The sequence below is a fragment of the Brevibacterium siliguriense genome, from assembly GCF_900105315.1.
Taxonomy (GTDB): domain Bacteria; phylum Actinomycetota; class Actinomycetes; order Actinomycetales; family Brevibacteriaceae; genus Brevibacterium; species Brevibacterium siliguriense.
The window spans coordinates 344101-366046 of record NZ_LT629766.1; the positions used below are offsets into that span (position 1 = coordinate 344101).

General features: G+C 64.1%; 17 protein-coding genes. 7 read left to right on the forward strand and 10 right to left on the reverse strand.

The window, feature by feature from the left end; genetic code table 11:
• Window positions 1-28: 28 nt before the first annotated feature.
• Complete coding sequence (locus tag BLU88_RS01430) at window positions 29-490, reverse strand: MarR family winged helix-turn-helix transcriptional regulator (RefSeq protein WP_092009359.1); 462 nt, start codon at window positions 488-490, stop codon at window positions 29-31.
• 305 nt (window positions 491-795) lie between these two features.
• The gene (locus BLU88_RS01435) at window positions 796-3114 is read right to left on the reverse strand and encodes an MMPL family transporter (RefSeq protein WP_092009361.1); all 2319 of its coding nucleotides are present in this window, start codon (window positions 3112-3114) and stop codon (window positions 796-798) included.
• Window positions 3115-3237: 123 nt separating this feature from the next.
• Between BLU88_RS01435 and BLU88_RS01440 the strand changes: the two genes are divergently transcribed.
• Window positions 3238-4314 (forward strand): VanZ family protein, encoded by a 1077-nt coding sequence (locus BLU88_RS01440; protein WP_092009364.1) that lies wholly within the window; start codon window positions 3238-3240, stop codon window positions 4312-4314.
• Window positions 4315-4386: 72 nt separating this feature from the next.
• Here BLU88_RS01440 and BLU88_RS01445 read toward each other — a convergent pair whose 3' ends face one another.
• From BLU88_RS01445 to BLU88_RS01455, 3 genes are read right to left on the reverse strand one after another with little or no spacing between them, the layout of a single operon-like run.
• Complete coding sequence (locus BLU88_RS01445; protein WP_157688924.1) at window positions 4387-5409, reverse strand: phosphotransferase; 1023 nt, start codon at window positions 5407-5409, stop codon at window positions 4387-4389.
• Between the two features lie 4 nt (window positions 5410-5413).
• On the reverse strand, window positions 5414-6703 hold the full coding sequence (locus BLU88_RS01450; protein WP_092009369.1) for an aspartate aminotransferase family protein: 1290 nt from the start codon (window positions 6701-6703) through the stop codon (window positions 5414-5416).
• A 32-nt stretch (window positions 6704-6735) separates the two neighbouring features.
• A complete protein-coding gene (locus BLU88_RS01455; protein WP_092009371.1) occupies window positions 6736-7203 on the reverse strand; it encodes an Lrp/AsnC family transcriptional regulator in 468 nt (155 codons plus the stop codon).
• Between the two features lie 119 nt (window positions 7204-7322).
• Between BLU88_RS01455 and BLU88_RS01460 the strand changes: the two genes are divergently transcribed.
• Together BLU88_RS01460 and BLU88_RS01465 are read left to right on the forward strand one after the other, a co-directional pair.
• Window positions 7323-8219, forward strand: coding sequence for an amidohydrolase (locus tag BLU88_RS01460; protein ID WP_197678168.1), 897 nt, complete (start codon window positions 7323-7325; stop codon window positions 8217-8219).
• On the forward strand, window positions 8179-9291 hold the full coding sequence (locus BLU88_RS01465) for a pyridoxal-phosphate dependent enzyme (RefSeq protein ID WP_092009373.1): 1113 nt from the start codon (window positions 8179-8181) through the stop codon (window positions 9289-9291). Before BLU88_RS01460 ends, BLU88_RS01465 begins: the two co-directional genes overlap by 41 nt.
• Before the next feature lie 46 nt (window positions 9292-9337).
• Here the strand turns inward: BLU88_RS01465 and BLU88_RS01470 are convergent, their stop codons facing one another.
• Window positions 9338-10645 (reverse strand): PucR family transcriptional regulator, encoded by a 1308-nt coding sequence (locus BLU88_RS01470; RefSeq protein WP_231939700.1) that lies wholly within the window; start codon window positions 10643-10645, stop codon window positions 9338-9340.
• A 20-nt stretch (window positions 10646-10665) separates the two neighbouring features.
• On the opposite strand from BLU88_RS01470, the gene BLU88_RS01475 reads away from it, so the two are divergent.
• The 3 genes from BLU88_RS01475 (at window position 10666) to BLU88_RS01485 (ending at window position 15779) form a co-directional block, all read left to right on the forward strand.
• Window positions 10666-12753: a hydantoinase/oxoprolinase family protein gene (locus BLU88_RS01475; protein ID WP_197678169.1), complete on the forward strand. Its 2088-nt coding sequence runs from the start codon at window positions 10666-10668 to the stop codon at window positions 12751-12753.
• Between the two features lie 10 nt (window positions 12754-12763).
• A complete protein-coding gene (locus tag BLU88_RS01480; RefSeq protein ID WP_092009379.1) occupies window positions 12764-14737 on the forward strand; it encodes a hydantoinase B/oxoprolinase family protein in 1974 nt (657 codons plus the stop codon).
• 121 nt (window positions 14738-14858) lie between these two features.
• The gene (locus BLU88_RS01485) at window positions 14859-15779 is read left to right on the forward strand and encodes a carbon-nitrogen hydrolase family protein (RefSeq protein WP_092009381.1); all 921 of its coding nucleotides are present in this window, start codon (window positions 14859-14861) and stop codon (window positions 15777-15779) included.
• 205 nt (window positions 15780-15984) lie between these two features.
• Here the strand turns inward: BLU88_RS01485 and BLU88_RS01490 are convergent, their stop codons facing one another.
• From BLU88_RS01490 to BLU88_RS01505, 4 genes are all read right to left on the reverse strand, one after another.
• Window positions 15985-17457 carry a PepSY-associated TM helix domain-containing protein gene (locus tag BLU88_RS01490; RefSeq protein WP_092009383.1) on the reverse strand — a complete coding sequence of 491 codons (1473 nt, stop codon included), beginning with the start codon at window positions 17455-17457 and terminating at the stop codon, window positions 15985-15987.
• 188 nt (window positions 17458-17645) lie between these two features.
• Window positions 17646-18365, reverse strand: coding sequence for a hypothetical protein (locus BLU88_RS01495; RefSeq protein ID WP_092009385.1), 720 nt, complete (start codon window positions 18363-18365; stop codon window positions 17646-17648).
• 174 nt (window positions 18366-18539) lie between these two features.
• Window positions 18540-20045, reverse strand: a complete 1506-nt coding sequence (locus BLU88_RS01500; protein WP_092009387.1) for an APC family permease — start codon at window positions 20043-20045, stop codon at window positions 18540-18542.
• Window positions 20046-20110: 65 nt separating this feature from the next.
• Complete coding sequence (locus BLU88_RS01505) at window positions 20111-21211, reverse strand: DmpA family aminopeptidase (RefSeq protein ID WP_092009389.1); 1101 nt, start codon at window positions 21209-21211, stop codon at window positions 20111-20113.
• Here BLU88_RS01505 and BLU88_RS01510 point away from each other — a divergent pair.
• Window positions 21202-21945: a TetR/AcrR family transcriptional regulator gene (locus BLU88_RS01510; protein ID WP_231939524.1), complete on the forward strand. Its 744-nt coding sequence runs from the start codon at window positions 21202-21204 to the stop codon at window positions 21943-21945. The genes BLU88_RS01505 and BLU88_RS01510 overlap by 10 nt on opposite strands.
• The last annotated feature ends 1 nt before the right edge of the window (window position 21946 follow it).

Sequence of the window (21946 nt, forward strand, 5' to 3'; positions counted from 1 at the left end):
AGGAAGGCCGAACAGGACTTCATCGGATTCACACAGTTGGACTGACCTTGGAGATGAGTTCGAAGATCTCCTCCGCCTCTGTATCGGTGACTCCGGCGAAGCCAGAGAAGATGATCTCGGCGTTCGTGTCCGCCGCTTCGTCGCAGAGCTTCATCCCCGCCTCGGTGAGGGCGACGAGGACGCCGCGATGATCCTCCGGGTCGGGCTCTTGGGTCACGAGCCCGCGCCCCTCGAGTTTGCCGAGCAGACGGCTGAGCGCACTGCGGCTGATCACCAGACTGCGCAACAGGTCGCGTTGCCTGACCTGCGCCGAGGTCGACGCGTTGATGAGCACGTCGAATTCGTTGGCACTCAGGCCGTGACGAGTTCGGAACTCGTGCTCGAACCGCGTCATGAAATCCTGATACTTCTCCATCATCAGGCGCCAGGCCGCGATCTTGATCGGACCGTTCTGCTTGATCATGCTGCTGACGGGAGTCGTCTTATCCATCTGCCTGTCTCTCCCTCACGAACTGCCGTCCGATGTGTCGGCCGGCACTTTTGTTGCGCCGTCAACAAAATCGTAGTTCAATGTTGTACCTGGCCCTGAGTTATAAGGCCACGTCGACGATCCCCTCGTCGAAGTACCGGAGTATCCCCCACGAACCCCCGGCGATCACGGATGAAAACGGTCTCCCCACGACCCTTCATCACCGGCCGGGGGTATCGTATTGTCTCCCGCCTCTCGGCTCAGACCCAGGGCATCCGTTTTCCGGCCCTGCGGAACCCACCGCTCAGTCCGGGGACATCCGCTTCTCAGTCCCGCGGAATCCGCTTTCGCCACGGCCACCACACGCTGCGACTGAGGTCGTGGACGAGCGCGGGCACCACGAGCGATCGGACGAGGATCGCGTCGAGGAGGACGCCGAAGGTGACGATGAAGGCGAGCTGGAAGAGGAACATCACCGGGATGACGGCGAGCGCGGCAAAGGTTGCCGCCAGCACGATGCCCGCCGAGGTGATCACCCCGCCCGTGGAGACGAGTCCCTTGAGCACGCCCGCCCGGGTCCCCAGATGCATCGATTCCTCTCGCACCCGCGACATGAGGAAGATGTTGTAGTCGATGCCGAGCGCGACGAGGAAGACGAACGCGTAGAGCGGCACCGAGGGGTCGGCTCCGGAGAACCCGATGACGTGGTTGAACACGAGCGCGGAGACTCCCAGTGCGGTGCCGAAAGACAGGACGGTCAGCGCCACGAGCAGCAGCGGTGCCAGCAGGGACCGCAGCAGCAGGATGAGCACGATCGTGACCACGACGAGGATGAGCGGGATGGCCAAGGCCCGGTCCGCCTCGGCGGTGGTGTTCGTGTCGAGGTCGACCGCGGATTCCCCGCCGACGAGGGCATCCGGGTCGATGTCGTGCACCCGGTCGCGGATCTCGGTCACCGCGGTTTCGGCTTCGTCCGAATCCGCGACCGACTTCAGCGTCGCTTCCAACAGGACGTTGCCGTCGACTTCGGTGGGGGCCGGCTGCGACTCCCCCGGCTGCCCGGACCCGCCCGGTCCGGCCCCGCTCGGCATTCCGCGCGGTTGTTCGAGCTCTCCGTCCTTGCCGATGGACAGCGTCCCGCTCGGGGAATCGTTCGCGACGACGGTCATCGATTCGACCTCGCCGAGGCGGCCGACCGCCTGCGCGGCATCGCTGAGCTGGTCTTTCGCCACGACGATCTGTGCCGGGGATCCGGAGCCGCCGGGGAAATGCTCGGCCAGGATGTCCTGGCCGTCGCGAGCTTCGGAGTCGCCGAGGACGAAGTCGGACTGCGGGACTCCCTCGGCCTTGAACTGCGGGAGGGCGAGCAGCGGGATCGCGAGGAGGATGACGAGCGTGACCCAGATGCGGCGCGGATGCCCCGCGACCGCCTCGGCGATTCGGGCCCAGACCCCGCGCTTGCGCTTGACCGTCTCGGCCTGGACGTGCGGAAGGAAGGGCCAGAACACGGCGCGACCGATGATCATCAGCGCGGCAGGCAGGAAGGTCAGGGCTGCAAACATCGCCACGACGATGCCGATCGCCGCGACCGGCCCGAGCGCCCTGGTCGACGCGAGGTCGGTGAGCAGGAGGACGAGGAGCCCGGCGATGACGGTTCCGCCGGAGGCCGCGATCGGCTCGAGGACCCCCTTGAGGGCGCTCAATCCGGCTCTGACTCGGTCGGGTTCATGAAACAGCGCGTCGCGGAACCGGGAGACGACGAGGAGGGAGTAGTCCGTGGTGGCGCCGACGACGAGGATGAACAGAATTCCTTGGACCTGCCCGTTGACCAGGAGGATACCGGCGTCGGCGAGGTGCCAGACGATGAAGATCGAGGCGGCGAGAGCGGCGACCGAAGTGAAGAGGACGATGACGGGCAGCAGCGGGGACCGGTAGACGATGATGAGGATGACGAAGACGGCGATGAGCGCGACGAGCAGGAGGATGCCGTCGATGCCGGCGAAGGCTTCGGAGAGGTCGGCGGAGAATCCCGCCGGACCGGTGACGTGGACGTCTGCCACGGTGGCCGGGGTTTCGGCGGCCTGGTCCGAGGTCATATCGGAGGCAGTCGCGGTCGGGAAGACCTTCCCGACTGCGGCTCGGATGGATTCGACGTCGTCGGAGGTGGTCGCCTGTGAGACGGGGAGGACGAGTTGGAGAGCCTCGTCGTCATCGGACGGGATGGCCGGTGAGGGATCGGCAGCGAGCAGGTCGTCGTCTTCGAACGTCTTCGTCAGCTCATCGAGTCGGGCCCGATCGTCGTCGGTGACTCCATCACGGTTCTCGAGCACGACGATGGCAGGTACGTAGTCCAGGTCGCTGAACTTCTCGATCTGGTCCTGGGCACGGGTGGACTCCGCGGATTCGGGAAGGAAGGACGAGCGGTCGTTCGTGGCCACTTCGGAGATCTTGCCGAAATACGGGCCCCCGATACCTGAGATGCCGACCCAGGCGACGAGGAGGACGGCGAAGAGGGCGATGAGTGGCTTGCGCCCGCGGACTGGGTCGCCGACACCAGGGGTGGCCTTGCCGACAGAGCGTTGCGCGTCCCGATCGTTGTCGGGGCGTGGCGGCTGCGGGGTGCGGGTCAGCAGAAAGTGCGGCATGACCTCAGCGTACGCGGAGGGCCGGACCACAGAGACGGAGAGGTAGAAGCGGAATCACATGGTGGGCCTTCCGGCGCCGACAGCGGGCACCGTTGACCGGGACGAACACGTAGAGTTGAGGGAATGAGTTCCTTCGTCATTCCCGCTTTCGTGGCCGTCCTCGTCGGCTGCGGCATCGCGGTCCTCGCCTTTGTACCGTTCGTCGCGATCAGCTATCGCCGCCGAGGCGGGCTCACGTTCGGACACACGCTCGTCTGGCTCGCCGCCGCCATCTACGCGATGGCATTGTGGACATACACGCTGCTGCCGGTCCCTCCGGCCGATGAAATCACCTGTGCGGCAGTACAGCTGCGACCCTTCCAGTTCATCGCCGACATCCTCAGCTTCGACACCGGCAGTGTCCGAGCTCTGATGACCAACCCGGCGGTCCTGCAGGTGGCACTCAACGTCGTCCTCTTCGTTCCACTCGGTTGGTTCGTCAGGCAGCTCGCCGGACGAGGCATCGTCGTGGCGACGATGACAGGGCTGGCCGCCTCGGCGCTCATCGAGTTCACACAGATCACCGGGATCTGGGGGCTCTACTCCTGCGCCTACCGGGTCTTCGACGTCGACGATCTCATGATGAATACCCTCGGCGCGGTCCTCGGCTCTCTCGCAAGCCTGCTCCTCCTGCGCAGGCGGGAGGGCCTGCAGGAGGTCGACGCGCCACGCCCGATCACGGTGGCCCGTCGACTCACCGGCATCCTCTGTGATCTGCTCATCTGGGTGCTGTTCAGCTGGACCGTCTCCCTCGTCTTCGGAGTCACCGCCGCAGTCCTCGATGACGGCACGCTCACTGAGCCGGGCCCGATCGTCGCGCTCATCGGCTTCATCCTGCCCTTCGCCGCTCAGCTGTTCTCGGTGCTCAGCAGGGGTGTGACAATCGGCGAGCGCCTCGTCCTCATCGCGGCTGTGCAAGTCCGCCGCCCCGTGGCGGTCGGTCGGACCCTGCGGTTCCTCTTCGGCATCGGCGGATACATGCTGCTGTCCCAATGGGCGTTCCCGCTCTCCGGGCTGCTCCTCTTCCTCCTCGTCGCCGTCTCTGCCGTCATGATCTTCACAACCCGCCGTCATCGGGGCCTGGCTTGCGTGGTGTCGGGAACCGAGATCGACGACGTCCGGGCAAGAACCGCGACAGTGCAGGATTCGCTCGACGGCTGAAGAATCCGGGGCGTTTGCAGACAGCCTCCGGTTTCGACAAGGTGGCCACAGTCCTGGCGAAGTGCTCCTGCCTCAGTGAGGAGTCCCCGCCTCGGCGAGGTGGGCGATGAGCGGCCAGGTGTGCGCGGATCGCTGGAGAGCGTACTCACTGTCGGCGGCATCGACGGCGCGTGCCCGCCATTGCGCCCAGTTCATGCACAGCCGCATCAGTGCCATCTCGCCGACGACCTCGAGTTCGGCCGGCTCGGGTTCGAGCACGCTGAGATACCCGTCGACGACGGCACGGAACGCGGCCTCGGGATCGCTGCGGCGCAGCATCGCGTATGCTCCTGAGATCGCGAGGTCGGAGATCCGCGGGGCGCGCACGGCATCATTGAAGTCGATGACTCCGGCCACAGCCGTCCCGGTCTCGTCGAGGACGACGTTCGCGTCATGCAGATCGTGGTGGATGACCGCCCGCGGAAGGGCACCGAGTCGCGGAAGCACGTGCTCGGCGAAATGAGCTGTGATGCGCCGGACGACAGACACGCGTCTTTCCAGCTCTGCCTCGTCCCGCTCTCCGCTTCCTCGCTCAAGTCGGTCGAGTGCGCGTCCGACGACGAGAGGGCCACGCTCGATCATCCAATCGTGGTCGGGGACGTCCGGCGGCATCTCGACTGTGTCCAGCGCCAGAGTCAACCGCGCTGAGGCTTGACCGAGCGAATGCAGCAGCTCGGCCCCAGCACCGCCGACGCTCGGATTCTCGTTCCACAGCCGTCCGGAGATCCACGTGACCACCCGCACGAGGCAGGTGCCGATCCGCACATGCCAACGCCCGTCGAGTGCCGGCAGAATCGTCGGGGTCCGGAACGTCACCTCCGGGCTGGCCGCCGCAGCCTCGAGCACCGTCTCCTGCCAGCGAAGCATCTCCTCGCCGAGGCTGTCCGCACTCACCTTCGCCAGCAGCATCCCGTGAGTGGGATCGACGAACCGAACGTTGACGTCGAACTCGCCCTTGAACAGCGTCGGTCGCTCCACCCGCACCCCATAGAGGTCGCTGAGCTCGGACATGACCTCCCTGAGATCGGACGGCAGCATGTCTGCGGTCGAGGGCACGGGCTCATTCGCCTGCATGCGCGGCTTCTGCTTCGCCTCGGGCGAGTACGCGTGCGAACCCGGAGGCGAGTTCGCGCAGCTCATCGTCGGTGATGACCAGCGGAGGCCGGATCTTGAGCACCGTGCCCGCCCGTCCGGTCGTGCTCACGAGGATCCGCTCGGCATACAGTCTCTCGACCATCTCCTTCGCCCGCTCGACCGCTGATTCGGTGGTGATGCCGCCGGTCTCGAAGTCGATGCCGACCATGAGGCCGTTGCGTCGCACGAGCGCGGGTGTGGCGGAGGACTCGATCGCGTCGATGAGCAGATTCTCGAGCAGTCGACCGCCTTCCTGTGCCCGTGCGACCAGGTCACCGGATTCGAGGGCGGTCAGTACAACCTCGGCGGCAGCGACGGGAACGGCAGTGCCCGCGAAGGTGTTGAAGTAGCGCTGTTCGGCACCGAAGTCGTCGAAGATCTCCCGGGGTCCGAGCACTGCTGAAATCGGCAGACCATTGCCCATCGGCTTGCCCAAGGTGACGAGGTCAGGGATGAGGTCGAGACGTTGGAAGCCCCAATCGGCGCCCGTGCGACCGAACCCGGACTGCACCTCATCGGCGATCCACAGTCCCCCGTGGGAACGCACGGCCCCTGCCGTGGCTGCGAGCGATCGGGGCTCGAGGATCCCGTCGCTGGTCACGGTCGAGTCGAGGATGAAAGCTCCGAGGGGATGCCCGCGCACCTCGAGTCGCCGGGCGGCACCGGCGATCGCCTCGGCGAGCAGGTCGTCGAAGTCCGCGGCGTCCCAGGCGGGCAGGTCGATCGGTTCGACATGCTCTCCGACCTCGGTGCCGACGAGACTCGGGGAGATCGCGGCGACCGCCGAGGTGGTCCCGTGGTAGGCATGACGAGTGACGATGACACCGTCGCGGCCGGTTGCATGGGCGGCCAACCGCAGGGCGAGGTCATTGGCCTCCGAACCGCTGCATGCGAAGACGACGGATTCGAAGTGGGCGGGGAAACGGTCGATGAGGCGCCGCGCATAGTCGATGACCCTCGCGTCGAGGTAGCGCGTGTGCGAGTTCGCGCGGCCGAGTTCCGCGGAGACGGCAGAGCGCACCGCCGGTGACGAATGGCCGAGGACGGGCACGTTGTTGTACGCATCGAGGTAGTCTTCACCGTTGGCATCGGTGATGGTGCAGCCACGGGCGGAGGCGACGGTGAGGGGTTCGGAGTAGAAGGTCCGATAGGTCCCGCCGAGTACGCGTGAGCGGTCCTTCGCCACCGCGATCGCCGGTGCTGCTTCGTCTGCCATGGTCGTCTCTCCTCATCGAAACGTCTGTGAGCTTACCTCAGTGGCACTGTCAGGCCGACCTTCGCGGCGTCCATGACGACCTGGGTGCTGAAGCGTCGGATGTTGTCGTTGCCGAAGAAGAGCTGTCTGGTCAGTTTCGTGTACTCGGCCATGTCCCGGACCAGGAGGATGAGCACGAAGTCCCATTCGCCGGCCACGTAATAGCACTGCTGGACCTCCGGACGTTCGACGAGCGAGGCGCGGACCGCGTCGAGTTTGTCCAGCTGTTCGCTCTCGACGGCCAGTTGGGCGATGACCCGCACCGGGCGGCCGAGGAGTTCAGGTGCCAGACTCAGGGTGCTGCCGAGGATGATGCCGGCCTCCGTCAGTCGTTTGAGACGCCGATTGACCGCGGCTGTCGACAGCCCGACGCGTGCACCCAGAGCCGATTGGGGCAGCCGCGCATCGGCCTGCAGGGCGTCGAGCAGTCTGAGGTCGATCTCGTCGAGGCTGGTGTCCACACCTCAAGTGTCAGCGAACCAGTCGCCTCACGCAAAGAATTTGCGTCCCACCCCGCCCCGATCGACAGCTTTGTCAGTTCGCATTGAACGAATTCGCATCGATCCAGGATGCTGAGGACATGACAGCAGAACACCACGGCCTCGCCGCCGAGTGGCGCAGGCATCTTCACCAGATTCCGGGCACCGAATTCGAGGTCGCCGAGGCCGCCGATTTCGTCGCCCGCACCTGCACCGATCTCGGCTGGGAGGTCACGACCGGCATCGGCGGCAGCGGACTCGTTGCCTCCCTCACCCGTGGGACGAACTCGCGGACGATTGCCTTGCGAGCGGACATGGACGGCCTGTCCATCGAGGAACGCACCGGTGTTCCCTACGCGTCGAAGAACCACGGCGCCATGCACGCCTGCGGGCACGACGGGCACATGGCGATGGTGCTCGGAGCCGCCTCGGCGCTGGCGAAGGACATCGCCTTCGATGGAACCGTCCACCTGATCTTCCAGCCGGCCGAAGAGCCGGGTACCGGCGCCGAGGCGATGATCGCCGACGGACTCTTCGACCGCTTCCCCACCGACGAGGTCTACGGACTGCACAACATTCCGGGACTCCCGGCCGGCGAGATCCACACCCGCCCCGGACCGCTCATGGCCGCCGAGGACAACTTCGAGATCCGCATCACCGGCCGCGGCGGGCACGCCTCGGCCCCGCCGCAGCGGCGGAGACCGCCCTCGGTGCCGACAAGGTCGACGCCGCCTGCCGGCCGATCACCGCCAGTGAGGACTTCGCCGCCTACGCCCGCGCGGTCCCCGCCTGCTTCGCATTCCTCGGCGCCGGCGAGATCACCGAAGGCGGTGCGACCGACGGCGGCACGGCACCGCTGCACAGCCGCGACTTCGACTTCAACGACGCGATCCTCGGCCCCGGAATCGACTTCTTCACCGCTCTCGTCACCTCACGCCTGCCCGAAGGGAACTGATCATGACCACGACAACTGCCACCTGGACCGCCAACAACCGTGATCGTTCTTGGTCGAGTCCCGAACAGGACGATGCGGCCCTGAACTTCCACCGCACACTGAGCGGCTACGAACCCACCGCACTCACCCCGCTGCCGGAACTTGCCCGCGAACTCGGGGTCGCCGCGGTCTTCGCCAAGGACGAGTCGACCAGGCTGGGCCTGCCCGCGTTCAAGGCACTCGGTGCCTCGTGGGCAGTTCACCGTGCCCTTGAGGCGGCGCGGGCGGACACCGACACCGAGGTGGTCACTGCCACCGATGGCAACCACGGTCGCGCCGTCGCCCGGTTCGCCCGAGACGCGGGACATCCGGCTCGCATCTTCGTGCCGGCCGGGGGCATTCATCCGAGTGCCGTCGCCGCGATCCGCGGTGAAGGTGCTGAAGTCGTCGAGCTCGAGGCCGATTACGATCAGGCCGTTGCCGCGGCCGCCGACTATGCGGCCGAACACGATGCTGTGCTCGTTCAGGACACAGCGTGGGACGGCTACGAAGAGGTCCCCGGATGGATCGTCGACGGCTACTCGACGCTCTTCCGTGAGATCGATGCTCAACTGCGCGAGGCCGGCCATCACGCCCCGAACCTCATCACCGTGCCGACCGGAGTCGGTTCGCTGCTGCAGGCGGCCCTGGCCCACTACCGGAGGGCGAGTGCCGACGGCGATGGTTCGGGTGTGGGAGCTGGCAGTGTCGACACGGCGGTCGTGTCCGTCGAGACGGAGGCGGCCGCATGCATGGGGCCGAGCCTCACAGCAGGACGCCCCGTGACGGTGAAGACCGGGACAACGATCATGTCCGGCCTCAACTGCGGAACCCCCTCGTCTCTGGCCTGGCCTGTGGTCCGCAACGGACTCGACGCCGCGGTGGCAGTCAACGACTCTGCCTCGATCGACGCCGCACATCGGCTCGCCGATCTCGGGGTGGCGGCAGGACCCTGCGGAGCCGCCTCGTTGGCGGGAGTCCTGGAAACACTCACCGGAGCGGACGCGGAAACCCGGCGCCGGCACTTGGGGGTGGACGCGGACAGCATCATCGTCCTGACCATCACCGAAGGTGCGGAAGCCAATCCGGTGCCGTAACGCTCGAGTCCGTGGAGTGCTCCAAGAACTGGGGCAGGCATTCAAGCTACGCCTGTTCGGCGCTTTCGAGACAATGCATGGCAAGCACGATCTCCGCTGCGATCCGGGGATCGGTGAGCCGCGCGCCCAGCACCCTTTCAATCTGCCCGATCCGGTAGCGCACAGTATTCTCGTGCACATGCAGTCGAGCAGCAGACTCAGCAATGCTGCCGCCGCTTTCCACGTAGATGCGCAGAGTGGCAGAAGCTTCGGGCTTGGTCGTCAACGGGTTGAGAAAGGCGGCGACGAGCCGACGGTCGAAACGCGAACTCATTCTGGCGGCGGCCCATTCGATCGGACGCATTCGGTCGACGAACGCGAACTTCGTCCCGCGCACTGAGCCGAGCGCCACGTTCGCAGTCTGCAGCATCTCGGGGACCTGACTCAGCGCAGTGAACAGGCCAGACACTCCGGCGCTGATGAGGCCCGGAGCATGCAGGCTGGTTTCGACATCGAATTCCCCCGAACACACCGCGGTCTGTTCGATCGCCGATGTTCCATACCCGGATTCCCTGATGACGATTCCGCTCCCAGGAGGCAGAGCCGGTCGCGCCGGCTCGGAGTCCCCACTGTCGAGACGAACACGTACTGCCCGGATCGGCTCGTAGGGGACGAATCCGAAGCTTTCGAGGACCCGCCACAGTGCCGGTTCACGTCCCGGTGACACTCCGGCCTCCAGATCTCGCAGAACTCGGACCGATTCCTCCCGTCGATTGCTGATCGAGAACGACTCGAAACCTTCGAAAGCGCGCAGGAGCTTGGATATGACATCGAGGATCAATCCGCCGGCGACGGCGCCCTCCCCCTCCACGAATTCATCGTCGTGCACTGCGATGACGACCTCGTGATTGCGACTGCGAAGGCGAACAGTCTGAGCATAAACGTGCCAGCGTCCGATCATTGCTGACTTCGGTTCACCCCACAGCGCTTCGCCCGCACCCGTGACAACATCATCGTGAACCCATTGGGAAATGAGATGCGTCGGGGCCGTACCGACAGATCGGATGACCTCTCCGAGCTCGTTGACGACGAGTCCGGCACCTCTGCTGAGTCTGGCAGCACGCAGAAGTGTCGATTCGAGAGGATCGGAGGAGTTCAGACCGCTCATCAGCTCGTCGAAGATCTGCTCACGCGTCAGCGAATTTCGGTTCGAGAACATCAGCGTCTCTCCTTGCCGTCGCACATGCCGGCCCAACAGCAGGCCTGCTGTCAGCAACAATGACACCCCTTTGTGATATTCACAAATCTCATCGCGTCTTCCTTCATCTGCCCCATTGACCTGCTCAATTGCGGAAGGCCAGTCTATGGAGAACACCTCAATCAAAGGAGATGACCGTGGCAGATCTACGCGTCGCAGTCGACGTCGGCGGAACGTTCACCGACATCTGCGTTTTCGACGAATCCACCCAGAAGATGAGGGTGACGAAAGTACCTTCGACTCCGGACAACCCGATGGAGGCCGTTCTCAACGGAGTGAAGCGAGCGAACATCGACCTCAGTCAGGTTGAACTCTTCTCGCACGGAACGACCGTGGCGACCAACGCGCTCATCACTCGTAGATTCCCCAAATCGGCGATGGTGACGACCAAAGGATTCCGCGATGTCATCGAGATCCGTGATGGCACGAAGGACGACCTGTGGGACGCGTACTCAGACGTCTCCGGTCCCTACATTCGTCGCCGTGACCGATTCGAAGTCACTGAACGCGTCGACTACGCCGGCAATATCGTCACCGAACTCGATGAAGATGAGGCCCGGAAGCTCGGGCGACTGCTGAAGAAGCGCGGAGCGACGACCATCGCCGTCTGCTTCGTCAACTCTTATGCGAACTCCGCGAACGAGATCCGGATGCGAGAGATCCTCACCGAGGAGCTCCCCGGGGCCAGCATCTCGACGTCGGCGGAAGTGCTGCCGGAGATCTTTGAGCACAACCGATTCAACACGACGGTTGCCAATGCCGTGCTCGGACCGCTGGTGTCCGGGTACGTCGAGCAGCTCGACAGCAGTCTGACCGATGACGGCTATGCCGGAGAACTGCTGCTGCTCCACTCCGGCGGCGGTTCGATGACATCGGAAATGGTCAAGAAATTCCCTGTCAGGCTGGCGGCCTCGGGGATCGCCGCAGGCGCCATAGCCGCCCAGCACGTCGCCGAGCAGTGCGGGTACGACAATGCTGTCGGCCTCGACATGGGCGGCACCTCGACAGACATCTCGCTCATCGCAGACGGCGAGCTGCGGGAGACGAACGAGTGGGAAGTCGAATACGGCCACCCCATCGTCTTCCCCAGCATCGAAGTGCTCACAATCGGAGCAGGCGGAGGATCGCTGGCACATATCGACATTGCCGGCTCACTGCGAAACGGCCCTCAGTCAGCGGGTGCCGACCCAGGCCCCGTCTGCTACCGACGAGGCGGAGAGGAACCGACGAACACAGATGCGAACCTCTGGCTCAACCGGCTGGGCACCGATCTCGCTGACGGCGAGATGACTCTGGACCGGGACAGCTCTCAGGCGGCAATCAAGGAGAAGATCGCCGACCCGCTCGGACTCGACGTCGACACCGCAGCCGAATCCATCGTCAAGGTCGCCAATGCGAACATGGCCGATGCGGTCCGTCTCGTGTCCATCCGCCGAGGCCTCGATCCGCGAGATTTCGCGCTCATCGCCTTCGGCGGAGCGGGCGCCCTGCACGGAGCGGATGTGGCTCGCGAACTCAACATCCCCTCAGTCATCGTCCCGCCCAGCCCGGGAGTCACCTCGGCGCTGGGATGCCTCCTCGTCGACATTCAGCACGACCTGTCGCAGATGTTCACCGGCGTAGCGGACTCCGCTGATGCCGAATCCGTCGAACAGCACTTCCGTGAGCTCGAGCTCGAAGGTCGAGATCGACTGCGGCATGAGAAAGTCCCTGACGAAGACGCGGTCTTCGAACGGGGAATCTCGATGCGCTATCACGGTCAGTGGAGGTCTTTGCAGGTGAAGATGGGATCAGGACCGAATGCTCTGCGCGAGGCCGTCCAGCTCTTCCATGAGGAACACGAGAAACAGTACGCCTTCCGGCAGGACGACACCCCCGTCGAGATCTATCAGCTGCATCTCAAAGCCCTCGGCAGAACGCCGAAACCGACCTTCAAACCGACTCCGGTCAGCAGCAAGGAGCCCGGAGAGCCGATCGAAATCCGCGATGTCTACTTCGACGGTCAGTGGCATTCGACGCCGGTCTACCAGCGCGAGAACCTGCCGTCGGGCGCGGCGTTCATCGGACCGGCGATTCTCAACCAGATCGACTCGACGACAGTCATCCCGCCGAATTCCTCGGCTGTGATCGACGAATGGTTCAACATCCGCATCGCACTGAACTCCGAGGCAGGCGAGCCGGCGCTGGCTTCTGCCTCCGGGGAAACGACACAGAACGGCCTGTGAGGAGAAACCCATGACCACAACGACGGAACAGTCGACGTCCACTCTCGACCCGGTGACCTTCGAAGTGCTGAAGAACGCCTTCGCCACCAGCGTCGACCTCATGAGCGAGCAGATCCTGCGGACCTGCTATTCGTTCGTCATCTATTCCCGCGACTTCTCGTCAGCTCTCTGTGACCGCCACGGAAACACCGTCATGCAGGGCAGTGCTGACATCGCCGTTCACGTCGGCACCCTGCATTTCCAGTGCAAGGCCGTCATGGAGGAGTTCGGTGACGACATCAACCCCGGCGACGTCTTCCTCATCAACGACCCCTACCGCGGCGGCACGCACTTCAACGATGTCAGCTTCATCCGTCCGATCTTCGCCGAAGACGAGATCATCGGCTTCGCGCAGAACAAGGGGCATTGGGCCGATATCGGTGGATCCGTACCCGGCTCGTTCGATGTCTCGGCCAGTGAGCACTTCGGCGAGGGACTGCGCATCACCCCGTTGCGAGTGTGGCACAAGGGCCGGTTCCTCCACGATGTCGCGCAGCTGCTCGTATCGAACACTCGCGCTCCGGACCAGGCGCTCGGTGATCTCAACGCCCAGGCCGAAGCCACTGCTGTATGCGAACGTGAAGTGCTCCGCCTCGTCGACAAATATTCGAAGGACACGGTCCTCGACGCGATGCAGGAGACGCAGGACTATGTCTGCCGCACGGTCCTCGCCGGCCTCGGCGACCTGCCGAAGGGCGAGTGGGAGACCGTCGACTTCCTCGACGGCGACCCCGCCAAGGGTGAGGGTCTGGCTCCGATCCGGGTGAAGCTCACCCTCGACGGAACAGGCATCCACTACGACCTGACCGGCTCCGCCGAGGCGGTCTCAACCTTCCTCAACTCCGGCTATGGGACGACGTTCTCGGCGATCTACGCAGGGACGAAGACGTTCTTCCCCGAGGTTCCGCTCAACTCTGGCTTCTATCAGGCGGTGACCGCGGAAATCGGGGAAGAGGGAACTGTCGTCAATGCGGGCTGGCCCCATGCGGTGACTGGGTTCTGCTCGGGACCGTACGAGAAGGTCATGAACGCGATCTTCGAATTGTGGTCCCACATCATGCCCGAACGCGCGATGGCGTGCGCGTTCAATCTCGAGTATCTGCTCGTCGGGGGACATGATGCCAGGACCGAATCGAGCCCGTACTTCATGTGGTACGACTGGATGGCCGGAGGCTGGGGCGGCCGGTCGACGAAGGACGGATCGTCGGCGACGTCACCGGTGTTCGGCACCGGACTCGCAGTCCAGCCGGTCGAAGGTCAGGAGCGGCTGACCCCGGTGGTCACCACCCAGCACTCGATCAACATCGACTCAGGTGGTCCCGGCAGATTCCGCGGAGGCTGCGGAGTCAATAAGGGCGGCATCCTCACCGATGCAACAGGTGCCGTGATGAGCTACTGCTGCGACCGCGGCCGTTCGACGACGTGGGGCATCAATGGCGGATTGCCCTCGATCCCTCACGGAGTCTGGCTCAATCCGTCGTCGGAGAACCCGCGCTACTTGGGCGCCACATTCTCGAACGTAGCCATCAGCCCTGGTGACACGTTCGAACGCCCCAGCGCCGGAGGCGGAGGCTTCGGGGATCCGCTCGAGCGGAGCACAGCCGAGGTGCTCGAGGACGTCATCGACGGTTATGTCTCCATCGACCGTGCGACCAAGGACTATGGCGTGGTCGTCCGTGAGATCGATGCCGAACTCGATGAATACGAGATCGACGAGGCCGCGACAGCCAAGGAACGGGAACGGATCCGCTCCGAACGTGCATCCTGGCTGGACGCCGACCCCGCCGAGGTGGCCCGCCGTTACCGCGACGGCGAGATCACCGTCCACGACGTCATCCGCCAGTACGGCGTCGTCCTCGACTGGGGCACCGGTGAACTGCTCGAGAAGTCAACAGGACAGTTCCGCGACAGCATGCGGGCTCGGTCCGCTTCGTTCTGGAGCTGAAGACTCCAGTCACTCGGGGCGCTTGTCCACTCAGGCCGAGCGCCCCGAGTGTTTGACCTTTCCCACCTCGCGATCGAGAGTAAGAGCAGAAGCAGTTATCGAGCGAAGAAGGTCGAGCATTATGCGCACAGTGGCAGTCGTCCAGGCAGGTTCCGTTCCATTCGATGCCGAAGCGTCGGTCGACAAGGCGATCGCCAGGCTGAGGGAGGCCGCCGGCAACGGGGCCGAGCTCGTCGTGTTCCCCGAAGCATTCATCGGCGGCTATCCGAAGGGCAGCACCTTCGGTGCCCCCGTCGGGATGCGCACCGAGCAAGGTCGCGCGCAGTTCCAGCGGTACTTCGACGGAGCGGTCGCCGTCGATGGCCCCGAGATGGGCAAGCTCGCCGAGGCAGCCCGCGAGGTCGGTGCCTTCGTCGTCATCGGCATCATCGAACGTTCCGGCAACACCCTCTATTGCACAGCCGTGATGGTCGACCCGGAACTCGGGGTCGTCGGCGCACACCGGAAGCTCATGCCCACCGGCACCGAGCGTGTGATCTGGGGCTTCGGGGACGGGTCGACCCTCGACACGATGGACACACCTTTCGGCCGAGTGGGCAGTGTCATCTGCTGGGAGAACTACATGCCGCTGCTGCGCCAGGCGATGTATGCCAAGGGAGTCGAACTCTACTGCGCGCCGACCGTCGATGACCGTCCGACGTGGACGGCGACGATGACGCATATCGCCTTAGAGGGCCGCACTTACGTGCTCTCGGCATGCCAGTTCATCACGAAGAGCGAATTCCCCGACGACCATCCCTTCGACGAAGAACTGCCCTACGGTGAGACCGCCATCCGCGGCGGCAGCGTCATCATCGCACCTACCGGCGAGGTGCTGGCCGGACCGGTCTACGAGGAGGAGACGATCCTCTACGCCGACATCGACCTCGGTGCCAAAACCCGTTCGCACCTCGACTTCGACCCGGTCGGCCACTACTCCCGGCCGGACGTCTTCGAGCTGCGAGTCGACACCCGTGCGAAAGGTTCCGTGTCGTTCGAGTGATGCGGCGGGCGGCCAATCACGTCGGCCGCCCGCGCCGCTCGAATCCGCGCCTGCCAGCCCGAGCTTCTGGCCGCATCACTTTTTGGACAGATCATCGGTTCGCAACCTGATGACCTGCCCAAAAGGTGATGACAGCCCGCACCTAACGTGATGTCGACTTGCAACTGAAGCGATGTTTCAGCACGTAGGCGGGAGGCTGCGCGCCTTAGCTCGCCATGGCCCGTCGCTCGCGTCGCCGCGTCCTCAGCCCGAGAGCGACGTCGACGACGAGGAACGCGAGCAGGCTGATGCCCACCAGTGGGAGGAACAACCCGATCGCGACGGCGGCGAGGACAACCGCACCGACGCCCCACCACGGCGCATCAGCCAGAGCTCGGCGAGGCGGCGCGGATCCGAGCCTCTTCGCCGGATTCCGCTTCGGCCGCCGCTGCCACCACATGACGTAACCCCAGACGACCATGGCCGCGATGCCGAGCGCGAGGACGCAGAGCACGATCTGATTGACCAGGCCGAACAGTGTGCCCATGTGCAGGTCGATGCCCCAGCGGGCGAGTTTCGCCGCCACACCGTAATCGGAGAAGTCGACCCGATCGGTCACCTCCATATTCTCGGGGTCGAAGGCGACAGCATCGACCTTCGTGGGGACGCTGTGTTGGATCTCCTGCACCACCCAGGCCGAATCGGCATCGGCCGGAGGCAGGATCTCGACGAGCCCAGTATCGATATTGACGTCGTGTCCCATCGACAGCATCATGTCGAAGTCGGCAGGATCGATCGCGGCGTGATCGGCAGCGCTGTCGGCCTCCTCGGCGGAGGAACTGTCACCGTGGTGATGAGCGTGCCCATCAGTCGCCGAGGCTCCGCCGAGTTCCGTCGAGACCGCAGGCGTCTCCCAGCTCAGCGCCCCGCGCAGCTTCGTCACGTTCTCCCCACCGAGCTGTGACCAGGTGATGCCGGTGGCCGAGAGGAAGAGCATGCCGCTGACCGCCCACACTCCGACAGAGGCATGCCAGGAGAAGGTGCGTCTCAACCCCTTCCCCTTCCGGCTCGGTCGCAGCATCGCGGTCGGCTTCCGCGTCCGGCGAGCACGGAGGATCCAGAGGACGAGACCCGCGGCGGCGACGATTCCCAACCAGGAGGCGGCGAGTTCGCTGTAGATCCGGCCGCCGTCGCCGAGGTGGAGGCTGCGGTGCATCTGGTCGATCCAGGTCCGCAGCGGCAGGGCACCCGAGGTGCCGTAGACGGTGAGGTCACCGACCACCTCGGCGGTGGCAGGGTCGACGAAGATCGCTCGGGATTCGCTTTCGCCGAGGCTGGGGTCGGAATACATCACGCGCGTGGTGTCGCCCGGCTCGGGTGCCGGTCGCACGGCGGACAGCCTTGAATCACTGTGTCCGATGGCGGTGTTCGCCGCCTCGAGCTGGTCGGCCAGTGGCAGCGGATCGTCGGCGGCGGGGACGCTGATTTGGTCGGCATAGACCAGCTTCTCGAGCGTCGGGCTGATGGCGTAGGCCGCCCCGGTGAGCGCGGCGATGAGGATGAACGGGCCGACGAGGATCCCCGCGTAGAAGTGGAGGCGGCGCAGGAGCTGGCTGAGCCACGGTCTGCCACGTCTGAGTTGGAGCGGTTGAGTGGTGGGGTCGGAGTTTTCGGGCACGGTTGACGAAGGTGTGGTCATGTTGATGCTTTCTCTCAGTTGTGCTGAGCCGGATCGGGTCGGCCAGATGCCCTCGGCGAGCAGATGCGGTCGACGGGCAGTTGCGGTCGGCAGTCGTCGCACACTACAAGCAGTCGCGGTCGACGACCAGATACGGTCAGCAGTGATCGCACCGGCTTACGAGAGCCGATGCGCGGATGTGATGAGTGTCAGAAAGCAGGCTGCGGTGGCCCGCGCCGCAACACCGGGGATCGGCACACACCGAGGTTGCGGGGCAGTTCGGGCTCGAAGCCGAACAGCGACCGAGGTTTCTCGATCGGTGCCCTGAGGACGACGAGGCGAGGAATGACCGCTCGGATGATGAGGCGAGCGAACTCGCCGAGCATGATCGGCAGTCGCTCGGCCCAATAGATCATCGCGATCGTCACGACTCCCGCAAGGCAGTGAGCCAGCAGCATCGCCGGCGACGAATGCGAATGCATCTCAGCGGCTGCGCCAATGGATCCGTCCGTGGCAGACATGGCCGCAGAATCATGAGTCATCGGCATCGCGCCGCCGTGCATCGAGTGCATCGACGCGTGGTCGGCACCATGTGAGGTTGAGTGCTGAGAGTGCGAGCCGAGAAGCGCGGCGAGCCCGCCACCGGATTGCGCCGAGGCAGTCGGTGAGCCAGAGGAGTGCGGCGTGAAGAGGGAGAACAGGAGGTGGAAGAGCGTCTGGCTGATTCCGACGGAGACGGTCAGTCGAGGAAGAGACAGTCGGCGCCCCGCGAGAAGAACACAGACGAAGGTCGACAGTGCCAGCGGCACGATGATGCCCATCGCGGTCGGAAAGGATCCCCCGCCGAGGATGTGCGATGTCAGAGCGACAAAGGTCGCGAACACTGCGGCCAGGGTGCCGCGCAGAGCGCGCCGGTGCCTGACTCTCATCCTCACGGGTCTATTTTCACACAGGTGGAACTAGACCTGAGAGATCATCATCGCCTTCGTGACGGTGACCGTTTCGTTCCATCTCCATGCGCAGATCCGCCTCTTGGCGACAGATCCTCCCAACATCCAGTGGAGCCCGAACTCACAGCGACGGACCCCTGACCGACAGAGCGTTCAGGGACGAGTCCGCCGATAGACGACGTGCCACCCGTCGTCAACCGGGTTGTCGGGCGGAAGATGGCCCTCGGCGGGGGCTTTCCGCTCGACTTCAGCGCTTCGCCGCTTGCCGATAAACCAGCCGCCGATGAACGCTGCGAAGGGAATCAGCGCCAATCCAGTACTCAGACCAACACTGCCGCTGGTGACCAGAGTGAAGTTCGAAAGCACGAGAATCATCCCTCCTATCAAACCCACAGCAGCGATCACAGGAATGATGAGCGTCCGCAGCCTGCGGCCTGCCCGCGCCGCAGAATTTCGTGAGAAGAAGGCGAGGACTGCGATCGAAGTCGCCAGCATGAGAATGATCATGCCAACCGTCGCCACTCCCGCCATGGACCCGAAGACTCCCACAAGCGGATCGACGCCGAACGCAGCGAATACCGCCACGAGGACGCCCGCCGTGCATGTCTGCATGATCGAAGAGAATGACGGCGAATGATGCGTCGGATGCACCGTGGCCAATCGCCGTGGGAGTACACGCATTCCCGCCAACACGAACTGGTATCTGGCGATGACATTGTGAAAGGACAGCACGCAGGCGAAAAGACTCGTCAGCAGCAGGACATTGACGACATCGCGCCCGAGCCCGCCCAGTTGATCACGTGTCGTGTCGAGCAGCATATTCGCGTTTCCGTCCAAAGTCCGCTGGGCCACATCGGCGATGGCATCGGGACCGACAGCGACGACGAAAGCCCAACAGGTGAACGCATAGAAGCCGCCGATGAGTAGAACCGCCGTGTAAGTGGCCCTGGGAACAGTCTTCTCAGGACGATACGCTTCATCGCGGAACACCGCGGTCGACTCAAAGCCGATGAAGCCGGTCAGCGCGAACAGCACGGCCACTCCGATCGCGCCGTCGGCAAACGTACCCGGATCGAACGACTCCATGGTGACGCCCGACGGCCCCGGATTCACGAGAATGGCAACATCGAGCACGAGGACGATACCGATCTCCGCCACAAGTGCCACTCCCAGCACCTTGGCGCTGAGATCGATGTGGCGATAGCCGAGGAACGCCACGATGGCGAGAGTGAACAAAGAGTACACAGGCCACGGGACGGTCGGCCCACCATAGGCCCGAACGGTGTCGTCGATGGCCCAGCCGATGTACCCGTATATCCCTGCTTGGATCGCAGTGTAGGCGACGAGTGCGACAGCGGCGATTCCCATGCCCGCTCGCCTACCCAGGCCCAGAGTCACGTAGGAGAAGAATGCACCCGCTTCACGCACATGGGGTGTCATGGCGACGAAGCCGACGGAGAAGAGCAGCAGGATAGCCGCGGCGATGAGGAATCCGACGGGTGCGCCTGCGCCATTGCCCATTCCGAGAGCCAGGGGCATGTTTCCACCGATGACCGTCAACGGCGCGGCCGCCGCTACGACCATGAAGACGATTCCGATAGTCCCCAGTCGCCCTGTCAGACGAACAGGTTTCTCTGTTACAGTCCTTGTCGTGTTCATGACGTCCTCCTTGACGTTCAGAATTGAAGGGGTTCTCAGCAGTGCGCCGAAAAGCAGCCCCGACCTCACTCGAGGCTCATGGCAGCCTTAAGCAGTTCATGATCGATGGCATGGGCGGTAACACCGGTCGGGCCGGTCAAGGTAGAGGCGGCAATCATGCAGTTGAGTATCGCTTCTTCGGTTGACTCAACGACCAGGTCGAAGAACGAGGTCATGAGTTGAGGGGCCACCATCGACACATCTACTGTTGCCCGCTCGACCTGCGGGTCTTCGTCCCATTGGTAGGGCGGGATACCGCGATTGCCGGTGGAGAAGGCGAGCATGAGATCACCGCTGTATTGCTCACCGGTACCGCCCATGCGCCCAACTCCGAGGGCGGCCCTCTGCGCAATACGCTCGCACTGATGCGGCAGGAACGGGGCGTCGGTCGCAACGATCACGACGATCGAGCCCGAACCTCGCTCGTACCCTCGCGGGAGTTCGGGAACCGGAACAGCGTCTGCGTCAATTTTCGTCCCTACGGGTACGCCCTCGATGCTCAGCCTCTGGCGTCGTCCATGATTGGCCTGGACGAACACGCCTACCGTGAAACGCCCAGCAGCTGTGTCGATCACCCGCGAGGACGTGCCCGATCCGCCCTTGAACTCATGACAGATCATCCCAGTGCCTCCCCCGACGTTGCCCTCGGCCGGAGCATCCGTCGATGCCACACGCAGAGCCTCGGAAACATGCTGTCGAGTCACATGATGGCCGTTGATATCGTTGAGCAGACCGTCATAAGTTTCGGCGACGACCGGCAGGCACCAGTACTGCCCGGGCCCGCGACGCTCGACCTGTTCAGCAACCAGAGCATCACGAACCACGCCGAGGCTGTGCGTATTCGTCAGCCCGATGGGTGAAGTCAGTTCTCCCGCCTCGCGTATCCACTCGAGGCCAGTCATCTCTCCGCTCCCGTTGAGGCGGTGTGTGCCGGCGAAGACAGGCTCAGTCCAAATGTCATCGTGCGGGACGATCATCGTCACACCGGTATTCGCCGAAGACGCGTCAGCCTCTGTGCTGCCGCCGATGGTCGAGTAGCCGACCCGAACGCCGGGAACATCAGTGATGGCGTTGAGCGGGCCGGTTCGATGGCTGCCGACATCGATGCCGAGATCTCGTGCTCTCACAGTTCTCCTCTAGTTTTTTTCCTTTTGTGAAAATAATGGTCCATCGCCTACGGAAGCACAAGACCCGATTCGATGAATCGTGCACAGTCGGTAATGTTGCTTCAAGCACCCGGACAGAGCGGAAGAGATCATTGGCGCGACCGAACACGCAGGCTCAACGCCGCGAAGACATCCTCCAGGCAGCTATTTCGCTTGTCGGAGAGGCCGACCTCGCCGTGCTGACGATCTCCCAGATCGCCGACAAACTCGGTAAGACCGCCAATGCAATTCGGTACTATTACCCCGATATCGAAAGCCTCATTGCAGAACTTGCCCGCCGCTCGGACATTCGCTTTTTCGAGAACAGACTCACTCTCACGAACACAATCCCGGATCCCATCGATCGCCTCGACGCCATGATGGCCGCCGGGCTCCCGTCCGGACCCGACGACGCGGAGTGGCGGGTGATCTGGATGGCCGTCCTTGACGCCGGATTCGACCTGCACAACCGCAAAGATGTGCAGGCGATCTATCACCGACAGGTCGACCTCTACGAATCGCTCCTCAATGACGGAGCTCGAACAGGCGCATTCGCACTGCAGCAGGAAGCCAGAGATATCGCAATGACACTGATGTCAATGGAGGATTACCTCGGATATCGCATTGTGGCGCGGGATCCCCAGATGTCCCGTGATGTCGCATTGCGACTGATGAAAGGCTACGCAACTATGGCAACACAGTCTCGGAGCCGCTGAC